Annotated in this window: 14 protein-coding genes; 1 reads left to right on the top strand and 13 read right to left on the bottom strand. The window is 41.9% G+C overall.

Going from position 1 to position 15,658, the window contains the following annotated elements:
* Nucleotides 1-78: 78 nt before the first annotated feature.
* The 3 genes from AC1EK3_RS01495 to AC1EK3_RS01485 all read right to left on the bottom strand — a co-directional run bounded on the left by AC1EK3_RS01495 (nt 79) and on the right by AC1EK3_RS01485 (nt 5,644).
* Nucleotides 79-2,607, bottom strand: a complete 2,529-nt coding sequence (locus AC1EK3_RS01495; protein WP_480033468.1) for a DEAD/DEAH box helicase — start codon at nt 2,605-2,607, stop codon at nt 79-81.
* A 62-nt stretch (nt 2,608-2,669) separates the two neighbouring features.
* Nucleotides 2,670-4,874 carry a bifunctional cytidylate kinase/GTPase Der gene (der, locus tag AC1EK3_RS01490; protein WP_480033469.1) on the bottom strand — a complete coding sequence of 735 codons (2,205 nt, stop codon included), beginning with the start codon at nt 4,872-4,874 and terminating at the stop codon, nt 2,670-2,672.
* Entirely contained in the window at nt 4,871-5,644 is a 774-nt protein-coding gene (locus tag AC1EK3_RS01485; protein ID WP_391495806.1) for a pseudouridine synthase, read from the bottom strand. Before AC1EK3_RS01485 ends, der begins: the two co-directional genes overlap by 4 nt.
* 246 nt (nt 5,645-5,890) lie before the next feature.
* Here AC1EK3_RS01485 and AC1EK3_RS01480 point away from each other — a divergent pair, with 246 nt between their 5' ends.
* Complete coding sequence (locus AC1EK3_RS01480; protein ID WP_480033470.1) at nt 5,891-6,880, top strand: MIP/aquaporin family protein; 990 nt, start codon at nt 5,891-5,893, stop codon at nt 6,878-6,880.
* 2 nt (nt 6,881-6,882) lie between these two features.
* On the opposite strand, the gene AC1EK3_RS01475 is transcribed toward AC1EK3_RS01480, so the two are convergent.
* The 10 genes from AC1EK3_RS01475 to AC1EK3_RS01430 all read right to left on the bottom strand — a co-directional run bounded on the left by AC1EK3_RS01475 (nt 6,883) and on the right by AC1EK3_RS01430 (nt 15,614).
* Nucleotides 6,883-7,200 carry a DUF3017 domain-containing protein gene (locus tag AC1EK3_RS01475; protein WP_480033471.1) on the bottom strand — a complete coding sequence of 106 codons (318 nt, stop codon included), beginning with the start codon at nt 7,198-7,200 and terminating at the stop codon, nt 6,883-6,885.
* A 185-nt stretch (nt 7,201-7,385) separates the two neighbouring features.
* Nucleotides 7,386-9,056: a bifunctional phosphoribosylaminoimidazolecarboxamide formyltransferase/IMP cyclohydrolase gene (gene purH / locus AC1EK3_RS01470; RefSeq protein ID WP_480033472.1), complete on the bottom strand. Its 1,671-nt coding sequence runs from the start codon at nt 9,054-9,056 to the stop codon at nt 7,386-7,388.
* 33 nt (nt 9,057-9,089) lie between these two features.
* A complete protein-coding gene (locus AC1EK3_RS01465) occupies nt 9,090-10,463 on the bottom strand; it encodes a cell division protein PerM (protein WP_480033473.1) in 1,374 nt (457 codons plus the stop codon).
* 89 nt (nt 10,464-10,552) lie between these two features.
* On the bottom strand, nt 10,553-11,134 hold the full coding sequence (locus AC1EK3_RS01460; RefSeq protein ID WP_012914213.1) for an adenine phosphoribosyltransferase: 582 nt from the start codon (nt 11,132-11,134) through the stop codon (nt 10,553-10,555).
* Nucleotides 11,135-11,274: 140 nt separating this feature from the next.
* Nucleotides 11,275-11,673, bottom strand: a complete 399-nt coding sequence (gene yajC / locus AC1EK3_RS01455) for a preprotein translocase subunit YajC (RefSeq protein ID WP_410299660.1) — start codon at nt 11,671-11,673, stop codon at nt 11,275-11,277.
* Nucleotides 11,674-11,732: 59 nt separating this feature from the next.
* Nucleotides 11,733-12,737 carry a Holliday junction branch migration DNA helicase RuvB gene (gene ruvB, locus AC1EK3_RS01450; RefSeq protein ID WP_223293646.1) on the bottom strand — a complete coding sequence of 335 codons (1,005 nt, stop codon included), beginning with the start codon at nt 12,735-12,737 and terminating at the stop codon, nt 11,733-11,735.
* 94 nt (nt 12,738-12,831) lie between these two features.
* Nucleotides 12,832-13,461, bottom strand: coding sequence for a Holliday junction branch migration protein RuvA (gene ruvA / locus AC1EK3_RS01445; protein ID WP_421789841.1), 630 nt, complete (start codon nt 13,459-13,461; stop codon nt 12,832-12,834).
* A gap of 87 nt (nt 13,462-13,548) precedes the next feature.
* On the bottom strand, nt 13,549-14,130 hold the full coding sequence (gene ruvC / locus AC1EK3_RS01440; RefSeq protein WP_004106546.1) for a crossover junction endodeoxyribonuclease RuvC: 582 nt from the start codon (nt 14,128-14,130) through the stop codon (nt 13,549-13,551).
* A 6-nt stretch (nt 14,131-14,136) separates the two neighbouring features.
* The gene (locus AC1EK3_RS01435; protein ID WP_480033474.1) at nt 14,137-14,895 is read right to left on the bottom strand and encodes a YebC/PmpR family DNA-binding transcriptional regulator; all 759 of its coding nucleotides are present in this window, start codon (nt 14,893-14,895) and stop codon (nt 14,137-14,139) included.
* A gap of 62 nt (nt 14,896-14,957) precedes the next feature.
* The gene (locus AC1EK3_RS01430; protein WP_480033475.1) at nt 14,958-15,614 is read right to left on the bottom strand and encodes a CDP-alcohol phosphatidyltransferase family protein; all 657 of its coding nucleotides are present in this window, start codon (nt 15,612-15,614) and stop codon (nt 14,958-14,960) included.
* Nucleotides 15,615-15,658: the final 44 nt, after the last annotated feature.

The raw sequence follows: 15,658 nt of genomic DNA, 5'->3' as shown, positions 1-15,658 counted from the left end.
CTTACACTACATATAGAACAAACGTTCGATTGCATTCTGCATTCTGTGTTTTGCATTCCGTTAGCACATTTTTAAAAATCACACATGCGAAACTTGATAGTCAAAGAACACAACTTCACCTTCGTCTTGAGTTGTATCCAAATCGACAACGCCAGTAATAGCCCAATTATGGTCTCCATCTGAATCGTCGATAATCTGCCGAACTTTCCACGAATGTTCACTCTTCTCAAGTGAATCATCCAAAATAAACAAATCGCCACTTCTAGCCTTGGCGTCTATTCCAACATACTCGTGCTCGTCGTAATAGTCGTCAAGCACATCATTCCACTCGTGAACGCCGTAACCCCAAGCCTTGTCAAGCTCTCCTAAAGTATCCGCATCTTCCAAATCCATAAGCTGCACGCGACGGAACATTGCGTTTCGAATCAACACAATAAGTCCACGACGATCCTCAACTACAGACTCAGAAGTTGAAGGCGCAGCCATAGTTACAGCGCTAGCTTCAGCATCCGATCCTCCTGCACTCTCCCACTCGTCAACAAGACTTGAATCAATAGAGCGCACAACAAGACGAAGCCACGAAATAATATCACGCAATTCTTCGTTAAGCATGTCTTCTGGCACAGTGCGAGCAAGCGAACGATAAGCGTCCGAAAGGTAACGAAGAAGCGTTCCCTCACTTCTAGCAATGCCATAACGAGAAATGTATCCAGTAAAATCAGAGGCGGTTTCAACCATGTCTCGAAGCACAGATTTAGGCTTTAGCCAGTAGTCGTTTGCCCACGGCACGTCCTTGCGATATTGCGCAAAAGCAGGAGCTAGCAAATCTTCAAGAGGCTTAGGATAGCTAACTTCAGCTAAGCGTTCCATGCGCTCCTCGTAATCAATGCCATCATCCTTCATACCAGCCATTGCAGCATCACGAGCCTTACGCTCTTGCGCACGAAGCACAGGCTTAGGGTCATCCAAAGTTGCTTCAACCATAGAAATTACGTCAAGCGCATAGCTTTCAGATTCTGGGTCTAGAAGTTCCAAAGCTGCAAGCAAGAATGGAGAAAGCGGCTGATCTAGCGCAAAACCGTCAGGCATTGCAACATCAAGATCATAATCACAAGAACCATCAGCGCGCTCTCTGCATTCAATGACTTGAGTATCGAGCAAAGTTTGGAAAATATCGTCGCAGCGCTCAAGCAATTTTTCTTTATCTTGCGGCTTTTGCGCACTATCTTCAATAAGTTTTTCAACGCGCGCTCTAGCATCCCCACCTTGCGTAACTTCGTTCAAAATCATTGAGTGCGTTACAACCATGTGAGGATTCAAAGTTTCTGGAGCGCTTTCAATAAGCTTAGTAAATGTCGGCTCGCCCCAAACTACAAATCCTTCTGGAGCTTTCTTACGCTTAACTTTTTTAAGCTTCTTAGGATCATTTCCAGCTTTTGCAACAGCGCGCGCATTCTCAATTTCAAACTCTGGAGCCTCTGCAACTACTAAGCCCTCAGTATCGAATCCCATTCTGCCTGCACGTCCTGCAATTTGATGAAACTCGCGAGCGCGAAGCTTGCGGCTACGATTTCCGTCAAATTTTGTAAGAGCTGTAAGCACAACAGAGTGAATTGGCACGTTAATGCCAACTCCAAGAGTGTCTGTACCGCAAATAACCGGCAGCAATCCTTGCTGTGCGAGCTGTTCAACAAGCCTACGGTAGCGCGGAAGCATACCAGCATGATGTACGCCTACACCAGTGCGCAGTAACCTTTGCAAAATTTTGCCAAAACCTGTAGTAAACTTAGTACCTTTAATGGCTTGAGCAATTTTGTCTCGCTGCTCTTTGCTTGAAACTCCAGTACTTGCGAGCGCTTGAGCTGTTTCAAGAGCTGCGTCTTGCGAAAAATGAACTACGTAAATTGGCGTTAAACCCTTGTTAAATAAGAGTTCTACAGTTGTTGCAAGCGGCTTATCCGTGTACTCGTATTCGAGCGGGATTGGTCTTGGAGCGTCTGCAATAATATCGACGTTTCTTTTTGTTGATTTTTCTAAGCGTTCCGAAATATCCGTTACGTCTCCAAGAGTTGCACTCATAAGTAAGAATTGCGTATTTGGAAGTGTAAGCAGAGGCACTTGCCAAGCCCATCCGCGCTCTGGATCACCATAGTAGTGGAATTCGTCCATTGCAACGCAATCGACTTCAGCATTTACGCCTTCACGTAAGGCTTGATTTGCTAAGATTTCCGCCGTGCAGCAGATTATTGGAGCATCCGCATTAATATGCGAGTCGCCTGTAATCATACCAACGTTGTCACGCCCAAAAATAGCTACTAAATCGAAGAATTTTTCGGATACAAGAGCTTTAATTGGCGCAGTATAGTAGGAGCGTCTGCCGGTGGCGAGTGCCGCAAAATGCATTCCGAGTGCGACAAGCGACTTTCCAGAACCTGTTGGAGTGTTTAAGATAACATGGTCTCCTGCAAGCAAATCCATAACGGATTCTTCTTGATGCGGCCACAAATCTACATGTTTGTTATCTTTAACCCAATCAACAAATGCTTGAAAAATCTCATCTTCGCTAGCATGATGCAAATCGAAAGCTAACTCGCTCAAACCAGCCATATTGCGCTCCTACTTTACTTAACACTAACTTACTTGTGACTTAATCGCGCTTTACTCGCGCTTTACTTGCGCTTCTTCTTATCTCGTACTTTTACGGAGATTTGAATAGGAGTTCCCTCGAATCCAAATTCTTCTCGAAGTGATCGCTCAATAAAGCGACGGTAGCCGTGCTCTAAGAAGCCAGTTGTGAATATTACAAAACGCGGTGGGCGCGTAGAAGCTTGCGTAGCAAACAAGATTCTCGCTTGCTTTCCACCTCGCAAAGGATGCGGATGAGCAGACTGAATACGCCCTAAGAAAGCATTGAGCTTGCCTGTAGGAATACGCTTATCCCAGCTGTCTAAAGCTGTTCGCATAGCGCGCGCAAGACGATTCGTATGCCATCCTGTTTTTGCAGAAAGGTTCACGCGCTCAGCCCAAGTTACGCGCTCAAACTCAGTTTTCCACAAGCGTTCCATGCGCTGTCTGGAAAATTCGTCCATCAAGTCCCACTTGTTAAACACAAGTACGATTGCTCGACCTGCGTCTACAGCCTGGCTCATAACTTTCAAATCCTGCTCTGCAATCGGCTGAGAAGAATCGAAAAGAATCAAAGCAAGTTCCGAGCGTTCAATCGCAGCTTGCGTACGAAGTGAAGAATAGTATTCAGCACCCGTAAGCTTGTGCTGCCTGCGCTTAATACCAGCAGTGTCAATAAACAGCCAATCCTCGCCGTCAACTCGCACAACCTCATCAACAGGGTCACGAGTAGTTCCAGCCAAATCGTTTACAACAGATCGCTCTTCATGAGCTAAATGATTCAAAAGCGAAGACTTACCAACGTTTGGACGACCTACTAAAGCAACTCTGCGAAGTCCTTCTGGAGTTAAGAATCCTGAAGTTTTATTCGCTTTCTTCAAAGAATTGAGCGCTGCATCAAGCAAATCTCCAACGCCTCTGCCGTGCATTGCAGAAATTCCGTAAGGCTCACCCATTCCGAGCTTCCAAAACTCTGCAGTCAAATACTCGCTTCTAGCGTCGTCAACTTTGTTCACAGCCAAAGTAATAGGCTTACCCGCAGCGCGAAGCATTGAAACAATACGCTCGTCTGTAGCTGTTAAACCAACTTGACCGTCTACTAGGAAAATCACAGCATCGCTTAAACGCACTGCCACTTGAGCTTGTTGAGCAATAGAAGAATCAATGCCTTCAACATCTGCTTCCCAGCCGCCAGTGTCAACAAGCTTAAAATTGGTTCCAGCCCACTCAGCGTCGTAGCTTACGCGATCTCTCGTAACACCTGGAGTATCTTCTACAACAGCTACACGATGACCCAAAATACGATTTACAAGCGTTGATTTTCCAACGTTTGGTCGGCCTATAATGGCGATTACTCCAACAGCTTTAGAGTCTTTTGCATCGTCTTGATTTACTTCGTCACCTCGAAGAAGCGCACGGTCTTCATCGTCAAGATCATAACCTTCAAGATTAGCTGCATAACGGTCGTACTCATCCTGCTCGATAGCAGCGTCAACCATTTCAACAAGAGCATCAAGAGTCTGCTCAAAAGTCAAATCAGAATTATCTAGAGTTGTAACGCCGTCTGCTGCTTGAAGAAAATGCGTAACTTTAGAATCTTTAGCGTCACGAACGCGAATATCGTCTTCTTCAGATTCATTATTTTTAGATTCATTATTTTGCAAATTTTCTTGCGCAATATTCTGCTTGTTTCTGCGAGCTTGACGCACTTCTTCGCGCGCAGTAAGAAGCACTCGAACTTGCGCATTAGGAGCTACAACAGTAGTAATATCGCGGCCTTCTGCAACTATTCCCTCACCTTTAGAGAAAGAATCTTCATCTGATTCTGAAGCAATATACGCACGCTGAGCAGCAATAAGCATACGGCGAACTGCAGGAATTGAAGATACAGTAGACACATGCGAAGAAACTTCGCTGGAACGCAATTCTTCGCTAATATCCTCACCTTCGACAGTTACTACAGGATTCTTAGGATCAACACTAAAGTCAGCGTCACTTTCAGTAAATAAGGCTCCAACAGCTTCAACGATTTGATTAAAACGTTCAGTATCCGCTGGACTTACAGGATTTCCTTCTTCATCCAATTCAAGTTGCGTGCTTAAATCAATACCTTGCTTCAAGCAACACCAAGCAGCAGCTCGATACATTGCACCCGTATCTAAATACGCAAAACCGTAGTATTGTGCTAAAGCACGAGAAGTAGAAGATTTACCTACTCCTGCTGGTCCATCAATTGCTACGCAAATCACAGGCCAACCTCCTTAGAAAGCGAGCGCACTTCTGTTTGAGAAAGCACGCGATACGATCCAGCTTTTAAGTCACCCAATTTAATAGGACCAATTTGCGTACGAACAAGACGCTTTACAGGGAAACCAACTGCTCCAAAAATTCTTCGCACAATACGATTTTTGCCAGAATGCAACACAACTTTTACCATGGTTGTGTCGTGATTCTGGTCGATTATTGCGCAACGATCGAGCTTAATCCAACCGTCTTCAAGATTTACACCTTGCGAAACCAAACGGCGGCAAACCATACCGTTGATTTTGCCTTCAACAGTTGCAATATAAGTTTTCTCAACCTCATACTTTGGGTGCATTACATGCTGGCTTAGCTCGCCATCGTTGGTCATTAAAATAAGACCTTCAGAATCGTAATCCAAGCGTCCCATGTGGAAAATTCGCTCGTATTTGTCTCCAACAATATCTCTTAAAGTAAAGCGACCTTTTGGATCGTCCATTGCGCTAAGAACTCGCTTAGGCTTATGCAATGCGAGCGTTACGAGCTTTGTGTTGAACTTTACGCGAGATCCATCAACGCGCACTTTTTGGCGTTTTGGATCTACTCGAGTACCAAGTGTTGTAACCAATTCGTCGTCTACTTCAACACGACCATCAAGGATTATTTCTTCACACTTTCGACGTGAACCAAATCCCGCTTCAGCAAGCAGCTTCTGCAGTCGAATGGCGTTGTTGTCATCTGAATGCGCCTGATTGGCGCGGGAATATGCGTTTGGCATCGTTCTCCCAACGTGACCTAAAGAATTACATACATACTTGCGCCAAAATTTACTTAAGAATGCGCAATATAAGCAATTCATTACTAATTAACTTACTAATTTATGTGGAAATTTATTAAATTTGTAATAAATCAAAAAATACCACGTTTTTTTATGTTACCGTATGGCATAGCCGTGATAGTATAGCCTAGGTTTCATTGTGTTGCAATAATTAACAAAGCAGCACAACTAAAATTAAGGAAAATTATGATTAAAACAACAGATACAACGTGCGACACAACTAAAACTGCTGCGCCACTTATTGTTCGTATTGGTACTGAATTTATTGCTACAGCTTTAGTAATGTTCGTTGTTTACACTTTTTATCCTCTCAATATATTTATGTCCGGAATCAACGTTTTCATGATTGCTGTCGGCACTGGTCTCGCTTATGCTGCAGCAACACATATTGCATCTAAAGTTTCTGGAGGTCATCTCAACCCTGCTATAACAGTTGCTTCAATGCTTACTGGACGCACTTCATACGTTTCAGGATTATGCTACATTGTTGCACAAGTTTTTGGCGCTATTGCAGCTGCAAAACTATTTCTTCTTACTATTCCTCAGCAGGATTCAAGCCTCGATCCGTCGCAATTTGATCAAATGTCAGGTTTTGACAAAAAATATTGGTTTATGCCATTAGTAAACGGGTTTGGAAAAGGCTCTATTTCCGCATCTAAACTAAAAGGAATGAATTTATCTTTCGGAATAGTATCTGCATTATTAGTTGAAGTTATTGCTGTTATTTTGATTGTTGCCGCCGCATTGCGTAGCACAGACAATAAAGGTAACACTAAATGCGGTTATGCGACACACATCGGCATTGCATACGCAGTTGGCACTTTAATTACATACATGATTACAGGAGCTGGCTTGAATCCTGCTCGTTCTACAGGCATTGCAATATTCGCAAACTCTTATGATTTGGATGTTAAGCCATTAAGTCAATTGTGGGTATTCTGGGTTGCTCCAATTTTTGCTGCAGCGATTGTTAGCTTAGTTTCGCTATTGACAAAGTTCCTTTCAAACTCTGCACAAAAACTTGCTGTATCGAATGAAACAAATTCCGAACCAGCACAAAAATCTGCAGACGAAAAAGCAGACGAAAAAGCAGACGCTCCTGTAGTGTCAGATATGAACTATGAGTATGTTCAAGACGCATCTGACGATAACGTTGCAAACAATATTCAAAAATAAAGTTATAGCAAAAATATAATTGAAGCATATGTTATGAGCAAACCTGCGCCAAGCGTAATACTTATGAAAGAATCAAAGCCAACAGAGCGAACTTTCCAAGGACTACGCTGACGCATAATTAAGCGCATAACGCCTAGAAGTACAGCCGCCACAGAAATAATAATTGTGGCGGCTTTTACATATCCTACGAATGCCAATAATGCGCAAAATGCAACAATAACTGCTACAATCCACTCAGCATAAGGCTTACCCTCACGCTTTTCCGACACATACGGATGTTCCGATTTAGCGCTTTTAGTCTGATGCTCATTATCTGTCATACTTGTATCATACCTGCTTAGCGATAAGAAAACATAAGCTGATTTATTTATTAAAGCAAAAATGCAGCGCTTGAAATACTCAAACGCTGCATTCATAGTATTTATTGATTCATTGATTCATTGATTCATTTATGAATTCATGAATTCATAAATTCATAAATTCATGAATTTTAGATAAAGCGATTTTAGTGGAAGAAGTGACGAGTTCCGGTAGTGTACATAGTTACGCCAGCTTTACGAGCAGCTTCGAACACTTCCTCATCGCGAATAGAGCCACCAGGTTGCACGATTGCACGAACGCCAGCTTCAATAAGGATCTGCGGACCGTCAGCAAATGGGAAGAAAGCATCCGAAGCTGCAACAGATCCGCGAGCGCGCTCAACGCCATCAGCCAAAGTATTCGCACGTTCAACAGCTAAATGGCATGAATCCACGCGATTAACCTGCCCCATTCCAATGCCAACAGTAGCATTGTCGTGCGCAAGTAGAATTGCGTTAGACTTTACGCAACGAAGCGAACGCCACGCGAATTGCAAGTCGCGCAAAGTGTCAGCATCAGCAGCTTCTCCAGAAACAAGCGTCCAGTTTTCAGGATTATCGCCAAAAGCATCAATCTTATCTGCAGATTGAACTAAAGCACCACCGTCAATAGGATGAACTTGCAAATCCAAAACTGGCGGAGTTGCAACCTTTAAAATACGAAGATTCTTTTTCTTAGTGCGAAGCAATTCCAAAGCTTCAGGCTCATAGTCTGGAGCCACAATAACTTCCGTGAAAATTGGGCGCACGCTTTCTGCCATTTCCAAAGTGACTGTAGTGTTTGCAGCAATCACACCGCCGTAAGCACTTACAGGATCGCAAGCGTGAGCTTTTTTGTGCGCTTCTGCTGCAGTTGCGCCTATTGCCAATCCGCAAGGATTATTATGCTTGCAAACAGCAACTGCAATTTGTGGAGCAAAATCCCAAACCGCACGCCAAGCAGCGTCCGCATCTACGTAATTGTTGTAGCTCATAGGTTTTCCGCCAAGAAGCTCAGCCTGAGCCAAACCACCCTTATGCAAAGGATCTAAATACAATCCTGCTTGCTGATGAGGATTCTCACCATATCGAAGCGTATGCTCTAAACTCCAAGTGCGCGTGTAGTTTGCAGGAAGCTCCACAACTACAGCATTTTGACTATCCTCTTCATCATTTGTGTTCAAACTTTCAGGCTTCTGCCATGCTTTACTTGTCCACTCAGATATAGAAGCATCGTAAGCTGCAGTATGAGCAAATGCTTTACCAGCCAAATATTCGCGCTCTTGCAAATTAAAGCCTTCACCTGAAACGATTCTATTAGCTAAAAGCTGGTAATCTGCAGGATCTGTAATAACGGCAACAGACTTATGATTCTTTGCTGCAGCACGAATCATAGAAGGTCCACCAATATCAATTTTTTCAATAATTGCGTCACTATCAGCACCGCTCATTACAGTGTCTACGAACGGATACAAATTAACTACTACAGCATCAAACGGCTTTATGTTTAACTTTTCAAGTTGCGTCACATGATCAGCATTACTCATATCTGCAAGAATTCCAGCGTGAATATGCGGATCTAAAGTCTTCACCCTTCCATCAAGACTTTCTGGGAAACCAGTAACGTCAGAAACTTCAGTAACATGAACGCCAAGTTCCGCCAATTTAGCAGCAGTAGAGCCGGTTGAAACTACTTCAGTATCAGCCTTTCTAAAAGCTTCAGCTAATATTTCAAGTCCTTCTTTATGAAAAACTGAAACAAGAACTCTACGAATTTGCCTTTCACCTGTGGTTATCAGCACATTTGCGTTTGATTCTTTGCTCTGTGTCTGTTGCACGGCGGCCTTCCTTCCCAAAATAGTAGTGAGGAATTATTTTCTTTTAGCCTTCGATGAAACCGTCCTAGGAGCGGCTTTTTTCAAAGGCAAAGGTTGATTATTTTTATTACTAGTCTTATTTTCGATTAATTTTGCAGATTTTACAGGCTTATTCGACTTAGTAGCAGCAATAAGATTTAAGCAATATCTCGCACCACAAATAAGTAGAATACTAAAAATTGAAATAACTAATGCTACAGCAGAAGCATATAGTGTAAGATGGCCAACAGCTCTAGTACTTTCAATAATGTCAACTCCAATATAAGAAAGTCGACATTCACCTAATGAACCATTTGCTATTGAGAAAACAACAGTCCACATAATTGTAATTAAAGCGGATACGCCAACACTATCAGTTGCAGCTTCTATAACGTTCAACATAAAAGACTCACGCTCGGTTTTGTCAATAATATTTTTTAAACGCAAGCCACAGCCGCTTTTATGCAATAAAGTTACAAGCATTACAATAAAGCATAAAGTTGGAACTATATAGTAAAAAACAGTGCGATGCACAACGTCAATAACAGCATCAGGAAATATTCCAAAAACCGGAATAGGCGGCAAAGATTTACGCTGAGAAACTGTTAAAGTAAATTGTGCAACAGATCCAATATTAAATCCAGATCCACAAATCCAAGATAATGCCCAAATAGCAACATTCGGCAGCCAAACTAAGCAAGCAATAGTTGTAAGAATACGCGAACCATTTTGCATGCCTAGTTTATTGAAATATGAATTAACATAACCAAAATTTGTGCAAGCCCAAACCACAACAGTTATTAACGCAACAAAAGCATATAAACCGAACAAAATTACCGCAGTTCGCTTAGTAATACGAATATTTTTTTGAATATACTCAGGACAGATTTGCTTATAACGCTGCTTAGCAGATACAAACAGTGAGCTGCTTGGGAAAACCGCTATAAGTAAAGAAATTAAATAAACACAAGAAGATTTACAAGCAACAATAAAAGTAGAATCAAGTAAAGCAACATGCGTATTTTGAGAAAGTATCGCATTAATAGCAGCCCAGACTACAAGCCCAGTAAAATATGCTATATTCCCACCTTTAATACGACGAATTAAGCATACAAGCGTTGAAATAAGCAGAAAAGTAAGGCCTAAAGGAATAATCGTAAGAATGCAATTTCCAAAAGTAAGACCCACGCCTTGAGCAAACATAAACACAGCCCAAGTCATAGACATTGCAGATTCAGAAAGATTACCTGTTCCTTCTTCGATAGAAACCACAAGAAGTGTGAGAGATAAGAAAAGACCTATCGTAAGAGAAAAAATAAAAATAACAATAACAGGAGTTATTACACCTTTAGACATGTTTATTAAGGATGACTTAAGCTTTTCAACCATGTCTTTTCCTTTCAATTCTTTTAGGTGTAAAACCAATATATTGCTTTAAATAGGATATTACTTTAATAATAAGCGCTAATAATAAACTTTTAAGCTGGCATAGTAATTAAACTGCTGCAAGGATAATCGCATAATTCACTCATCCCACTAATACCAGTAAGTTCAATAACAAAACTAAAACCTGCAACTATTCCTTGAGCACGCTTGACAATATTTGCAGCAGCTTTTGCTGTGCCTCCAGTTGCAATAAGATCGTCAACAATAAGCACACGTTGACCTGGCTTAATAGCATCGCTTTCAATTTCAATACTTGCCTGACCATACTCAAGCATGTATGACTCAGTAATAACTGGAGGAGGTAGTTTACCAGCTTTACGAATAGCAAGAAAACCTTTGCCTAACCGAGATGCCAATAATGGCCCAAAAAGAAAACCTCGAGCTTCAAGCCCAGCAATCAAATCAATTGAATCAGCTGGAACAGGCAATGCATCAATCAAAGAATCAATAAGAATTCGCGATGAGCGCGCATTTGAAAATATAGGAAGAAAATCACGGAATATAATACTAGGATTTGGGAATCCTGGAACGGTACGAATCAAAGAAGCAAGATAAGCGGCATCATCGTTGCTTACTGTTTTCAACGTTTTCACTGTAATATCCGTTGCTGTCATAATCCTAACGTTCTTTTCTTCACAAGACTTGTTATTGGAATATGGAAAGAATGTCACATATTCGCGTGATGCGTGAGACATGTGCTGACTCACACATCACGACTTAAGTATTAAATTATAAATTTATGAGATAAAAGTTATTACTTTTCAGATTCTGCAGATTCTGATACTGGCTCGTTATCTTCGTTTACAGATTTATTTGCATCATCTTGCTTAGCTTCTTCAGCTTGTGCAGCTTCTGCTTCTTCATCGCTAATAAATGCTGGACGAACATACAATCTGTTTACAGCGCGGAAAGATACTCGCATCAAGCTACCTTCTGAATCGATAACAATCTCTTCATATTGAGTATCTACGCTTACAATCTTGCCGATAATGCCGCCGATTGTAATAATTTCAGTGCCTGGTTCCAAAGATTCATGGAATGAACGCATTTCAGCTTGACGCTTCTTAGCATTGCGAGTTTGGAACATCATCATGCAAACCATTGCTACAACGAGAATAATAAGCATGCCATACTGCTGGAAAAATTGAGGCAAAGTAAACTCCTTAAGTATCCAACCCTAAGACGGTCGAAATGCCGTCCAAGTTAATTATTTTAAGCTAGCTCACTGACATTACTAGGCTCTTTAAAGCCCAAATGTTTCCAAGCTTTACTAGTTGCAACACGACCTTTAGGAGTGCGAATTAAGAATCCTTCACGCACTAAATATGGTTCACATACTGTTTCAACAGTTTCAGCTTCTTCACCAACCATTGCAGCTAGATTATTAAGACCAACCGGTCCACCGTTAAACTGACAAACCATAGCCTTCAAAACTGCAATATCAAGTCGATCAAGACCTTGCGTATCAATCTGGTATAAAGCTAACGCTTCAGCAACAGCTTCATGATTTACTTCTGACAAATCATGCACAATAGCCCAATCTCTGACACGTCTCAACAAACGATTCGCTATACGAGGAGTGCCACGAGAGCGCAATGATAGCTCTTTAGCAGCTTGATCGACAAGACGAATCCCTAAGACTTTAGCAGATCGCTCAATAAGTTTTTCAAGCTCTTCGTGAGGATAAAAATCAAGATGAGCAGTAAAACCAAAACGAGCGCGCAATGGAGAAGGCAACATTCCTTCCCTAGTGGTAGCTCCAACTACAGTAAAACGAGGAAGAGTTAGCGGTATCGATGAGGCACCAGGACCTTTACCAACCATGACGTCAACGCGGAAATCTTCCATAGCAATATAAAGCAACTCTTCTGCAGCACGAGGCAAACGATGAATTTCGTCAATAAACAACACTTCACCTGCGTCAAGCGCGCTTAGTATAGAAGCTAAATCTCCAGCATGCTGGATAGCAGGACCTGAAGTAATTCGAATAGGAACTTGCAATTCATTAGCGACAATCATGGCTAATGTAGTTTTTCCTAATCCAGGAGGGCCAGCCAATAACATATGGTCAGGCGCAACATCACGCTTTTTAGCAGCATCTAAAAATAGTTGCAATTGCGCTTTTAAAACTGGTTGACCAATAAAACCTTCTAATGCGTGAGGACGAAGCTCCTCATCACTGAGTTGCTCATTTCCTAAAGGCGTTGAAGAAACCATGCGTAAGGATTCTTCAGCAACACCAGTATTTAGCGCAGAAGTATACTCTTCACTCACTTCAACTCCCCCAATACTAGATTCTTTACAAACATGATTACCTACCCCTATCAAGTGAAGCTAATGCCATTCGTAAAACATTAGGCAAATCTGCATCAGATATAGGAGTTGAAATATTATTCTCTGCACAAACTTGCTCAACTGCTCTTTGAGCGTCAACCTGTCTCCAACCCAATGAAACAAGACCCTCTATTACACATTGCACGCTAGAATCAACAATCTGCTTATTAGATTGAGTCGAATCATTAGAACTATCTGCCAGTATTGAAGAATCAAGAGAACCCTTCAATTCCAAAATAATCTTCTGTGCACCCTTTTTCCCTAAACCAGGAGCAGAAGAAAGCGAAGTTACATCTCCCTCAGAAATAGCTTGTAAAAGACGATCAACATTCAAAGTTGAAAGCATAGAAAGAGCAACTTTAGGACCAATTCCACTAACTTTTTGCACTTGCAAAAACATTCGTTTAGCAGCTTGAGTTGTAAAACCATAAAGAGTTAAAGCATCTTGCGAAACTTGAAGCGATGTATAAACGCGAACTTCCTGCCCTTCATGCAAAGAAGACAAATCTTGAGAAGGCATATAAGTCTCGTAGCCAACCCCAGAAACAACAATAAGAGCAGAACGAGCATCAATTGACGCAACTTGCCCAACAAGCATTCCAATCATAAGCTCACTCCCACTTAACAAAAACTCATAGCTTAAAGCACATAAAGCTAAATACGATTATAATAGAACATCTGTTCTATTAATATCCTACATGTCTCGAACGACAGAAGAAGATTTACGCGCCTGAGCTTGAGCTAAAGCCCACTGTTTCTGCGCAGCAGTTAGATGCTGCTCGCGCTCGCCACCTTGTAAAGCACCAGAAGGACGAAGAGCATGACAAATAGCTTGAGCTAAAGCGTCGGCAGCATCAGCAGGAGTAGGCAAAACATTAAGACCAAGCAACCGCGCGACCATGCGCTCTACTTGAGGTTTTTGAGCTTTTCCGTTTCCAGCTACAGCAAGCTTAACTTCAGTAGGAGTGTGTAAAGCAACGGGAATATTGCGCTGAGCTGCAGCAAGCATTGCTATACCAGCAACCTGTGCAGTGCCAAGAACAGTATTTCGGTTTTCTTGCGCAAAAACACGTTCAATAGACACAGTATCAGGCGAAAAACGCTCAATTTTTTCAACTAATCCGTTATAAATCTTTAAAAGTCGCAAATCTTGCGAAAGATCAGGCTCAGACCTCAACACATCGACGTGAATAAAAGAAAGCCGACGAGAGACGCCGGCTTCGATCACGCCGACCCCGCAGCGAGTAAGCCCGGGGTCAACGCCCAAAATCATCATAGGAGACTATTCATCTTCCTCAAGCTGAGCCATAACTTCATCTGAAGCGGTCCAGTTGCTGTAAATATTCTGAACATCGTCCAAGTCATCGAGATTATCGATTAAGCGAGAAACCTTTTGAGCATCTTCTAAGCTCAATTCAACCTCATTATTTGGATGCATAATGATATCTGCAGAATCATAGTCGAAACCAGATTCCTGCAAAGCCTTACGCACAGTTACCAAATCACTGGAATTGGTGTAAACAGAATAAACATCGCCATCATCAGCAACATCTTCAGCTCCAGCTTCAGCTGCAACTTCGAAAAGCTTATCGTAGTCAACACCTTCGGATGGAACTTCAATCAAACCTTTACGTTCGAAGTTGAAGCTCACCGAACCACTTGTTGCCAAAGAACCGTTGCCCTTAGTAAGAGTTGAACGAACATCAGCAGCAGCACGATTGCGGTTATCAGTAAGGCATTCAATAATCAATCCAACACCTGCAGGAGCGTAACCTTCGTAAACAATCTCTTCATAGTTTGCGCCGCCAGCTTCTTCACCAGAACCACGCTTTACAGCGCGCTTGATGTTGTCAGCAGGCATGGAAGCCTTCTTAGCTTTAACGATGGCATCGTACAGCGTAGGGTTACCATCAGGATCGCCACCACCCAAACGTGCAGCAATTTCAATGTTCTTAATAAGCTTGGCAAAAAGCTTGCCACGCTTTGCGTCGATAGCGGCCTTCTTGTGCTTTGTAGTCGCCCACTTGGAATGACCTGACATGATACTCCTAAAACGTACAGTTAATCAAACGAAACGATTTTATTGCGCTTTCGCGACAAATTTTATTTATCTTTTATATCAAGCCCATGCTTTACTTCAAAAATACGCTGGAAAACTGTAATAATACCGCCAATAGCAAGCAGAAACATGGCAAAACTTAACCAAAAAAGTTGATTTGTAAGACCAACAAGCCCCATAGCAACAAGAATCACAGCAACCCTATCTGCACGAGTTATTAAACCTTTTTTAGGATCTACATTTATTGACTGACCGCGAGCGCGAGTATATGAAGTTACGAAAGCTGCCATAAGAGCAACCAAACAGCTTAATAATCCTACATACTTTATTGCATTGCCATTCAAAGTTGAAATCCAAGTGCACATTTCTTTTTCGTGAGAGTTATACAAACAAATGCATACCGAGGAAAATAATGACCAGTCTGCAATGCGATCGAGAGTTGAATCAAGAAATGCACCAAATTTTGTACCGCCTGTAGTTATTGCAGCAACAGAACCATCTAAACTGTCTGCAAGCACAAAAATAGTTAAAAATATAGTGCCAACAACAAACTGTTTAGTAAAAGCAGTAGCAAAAGAAATAATAACTACAGCTATTGTGCCGACAATTGTTACACAATTAGCACTTACGCCTAGTAGCACTAGCAATTTTGCAATTGGAGAAATAATGCGCTTAAACCCACTGCGTAATGATTCCAACATCGAATGCAACCTTCCTAGCGTAATCAAGCAAATAAAACTTGGGT

This window comes from Gardnerella sp. C0026F2 (assembly GCF_056590715.1).
This window is presented reverse-complemented; position numbering and strand designations above follow the sequence as displayed.